The sequence below is a fragment of the Dietzia sp. DQ11-44 genome (genome assembly GCF_014145205.1).
GTDB lineage: Bacteria > Actinomycetota > Actinomycetes > Mycobacteriales > Mycobacteriaceae > Dietzia > Dietzia natronolimnaea.
Window position 1 is genome coordinate 1 of the sequence record NZ_JAALEC010000173.1, and the last position, 1,760, is coordinate 1,760.

At 70.5% G+C, this 1,760-nt stretch carries 3 protein-coding genes; 1 reads left to right on the forward strand and 2 read right to left on the reverse strand.

The features are described from left to right. Positions 1 to 66: 66 nt before the first annotated feature. Complete coding sequence (locus G6018_RS05455) at positions 67 to 618, reverse strand: hypothetical protein (protein ID WP_182639058.1); 552 nt, start codon at positions 616 to 618, stop codon at positions 67 to 69. Positions 619 to 777: 159 nt separating this feature from the next. Between G6018_RS05455 and G6018_RS05460 the strand changes: the two genes are divergently transcribed. After that, complete coding sequence (locus tag G6018_RS05460; protein ID WP_182639060.1) at positions 778 to 1,497, forward strand: hypothetical protein; 720 nt, start codon at positions 778 to 780, stop codon at positions 1,495 to 1,497. Between the two features lie 68 nt (positions 1,498 to 1,565). On the opposite strand, the gene G6018_RS17095 is transcribed toward G6018_RS05460, so the two are convergent. Next, positions 1,566 to 1,760, reverse strand: a 195-nt coding sequence (locus G6018_RS17095; RefSeq protein WP_206682229.1) for a hypothetical protein, incomplete at its 5' end; no start/stop codon positions are given.

The window sequence follows — 1,760 nt, forward strand, 5'->3', positions numbered from 1 at the left end:
GGCCGGTCGCGTGACGCGACCGGCCCGTCCTCCTTCAGCTCGAGGCCACGCTCAAGCCAGTGACGATCAGGGGTCCAGGGGGTCCCCGTTGTCCTCAGCCGGCGGCTCCTCCTCGACCGGTGGCTCCGGATCGACGGGGTCCGTACCACTGCTGCCCAGCGAGCCGAGAGACCCGGTCGCGAGGCTGCCGCTGTCCTCGGGGATGACGACCGGCGGGGGCCACCCCTTCTCGAAGGCAGACCACGCGTAGAGCTGGCCGGTGCCCTGCGCGGCGGCGGAGTTGGTGCCCTGCGCGCACATCGTGAAGTAACCGACCAGATCCGAACCGCGGGGCTGGGTGGCCGGCGGCCCGAGTGCGATCGTCCGGGTGACGGTCTGCCCGTTGGTCACCGCGAACGAACCGGTCGTGCCGTACAGCCCCTCGACCTTGGCCCTGGTGTTCTGCTCGGTGATCTGCGAGCGCAGCTGGACGGCTTCGCTCGCCATGTCCCCGAGGCTGCCCTGCGGGAAGAACTGGGTGAGCGGCCACAGCGGCATGGTGATCGTCGACCCCGACGCCGTGATGCTGACCATCTCGGCCCTGACGTTCTGGTAGCGCGAGTAGTACAGCGCCGACATCTCCACGACGGGCGCCGTCGAGACCGTACCGCCGGGCCGCGCACCCGCGACCGTGTCCTGGTTCGGTGCCTCGCAGAAGACGGGACGGGCAACACCATCAACTCGGGCCTGCAGAAGAACAACAACCAGTCGTTCCAGCTGCCCGAGGTCACCTTCGGCATGCGTGCGCCGAACACGCCGAGTCAGCAGATCGTCTTCGGCCTTGCCGGGGCGGGGGCCACCGCCGCCACGGATGCGGCGTCGACGCAGTTCCAGTACACCCGAGGGACCACTGCGGGCGGCACCGGCACCACCGGCGCCCAGGTCGAGTGCGCTGTGAGCGCCAATGCCGCCGCGCTCACCACCACCACGATCACCAACGCCCCGTGGGTTCCGTTCGAGTGGAACACCAACCTGAACGTCCAGGCCCAGCCCGGCACCCTCGACGAGGATTCGCTCGCGGTCAACGTGGTCACCTCGTTCGTTCGGCCCGCGAACAACTTCCCCGAGGGAACGATGGTCTCGATCCTCCGTGACGGTGTCGAGGTCGGGGAGGTCGCCATGCCGGCGTCCGGCACCACTGTCTCCTTCCCGGACGACATTCCGCGTACGGCCGACACCCAGGTGTACCGCTACACGGCCGTGGTGAACAACACCGACGCGCTCGGCGACACGTGGGTCGGCGCGACCGCGACCTCGTCGCCCGTCATCGTCACCGGGACCAACCCCGGTGCCGGCGGCGGGGGCGGTACCGGTTCGCTGGATTCCGGTTCCGTGGTCAACCCGATCGACGGCGCCATCGGCGGCTCGCTCACCTCGAGCCTGTCCGACTCGGCCGGATACGACGTCGCCCCGCTGTCGAGCCCGACCGTCACCGGTCTCCTGAGCTCCGCCAGCTGACACACCCCACATCAGCGAGAGGACCCGTCCGCGCATCCGGCGCGGGCGGGTCCTCTCGTTGCGGAAGGTCAGTCCCGGATATCCGGCGGCAGCTGGAGGCGGGTGGTCTGCTCGACGTCCGGTTCCACGCCCGGGCGCTCACGACCGGAGCCCGTGCCGGTCGAGGCCGCAGCCGACGGCTCCGCGTCCGACGCCTCCTCGTCCGGCTCCGCACGGCGATGTTTGCCGCGTCCGGCCCGTGGGGGCGCGGGTGTCACCTCGGG

Coding starts and splice junctions, on each gene's coding strand:
- G6018_RS05455 (WP_182639058.1), bottom strand. CDS start 618: ATGTCGGCGCTGTACTACTCGCGCTACCAGAACGTCAGGGCCGAGATG.
- G6018_RS05460 (WP_182639060.1), top strand. CDS start 778: ATGCGTGCGCCGAACACGCCGAGTCAGCAGATCGTCTTCGGCCTTGCC.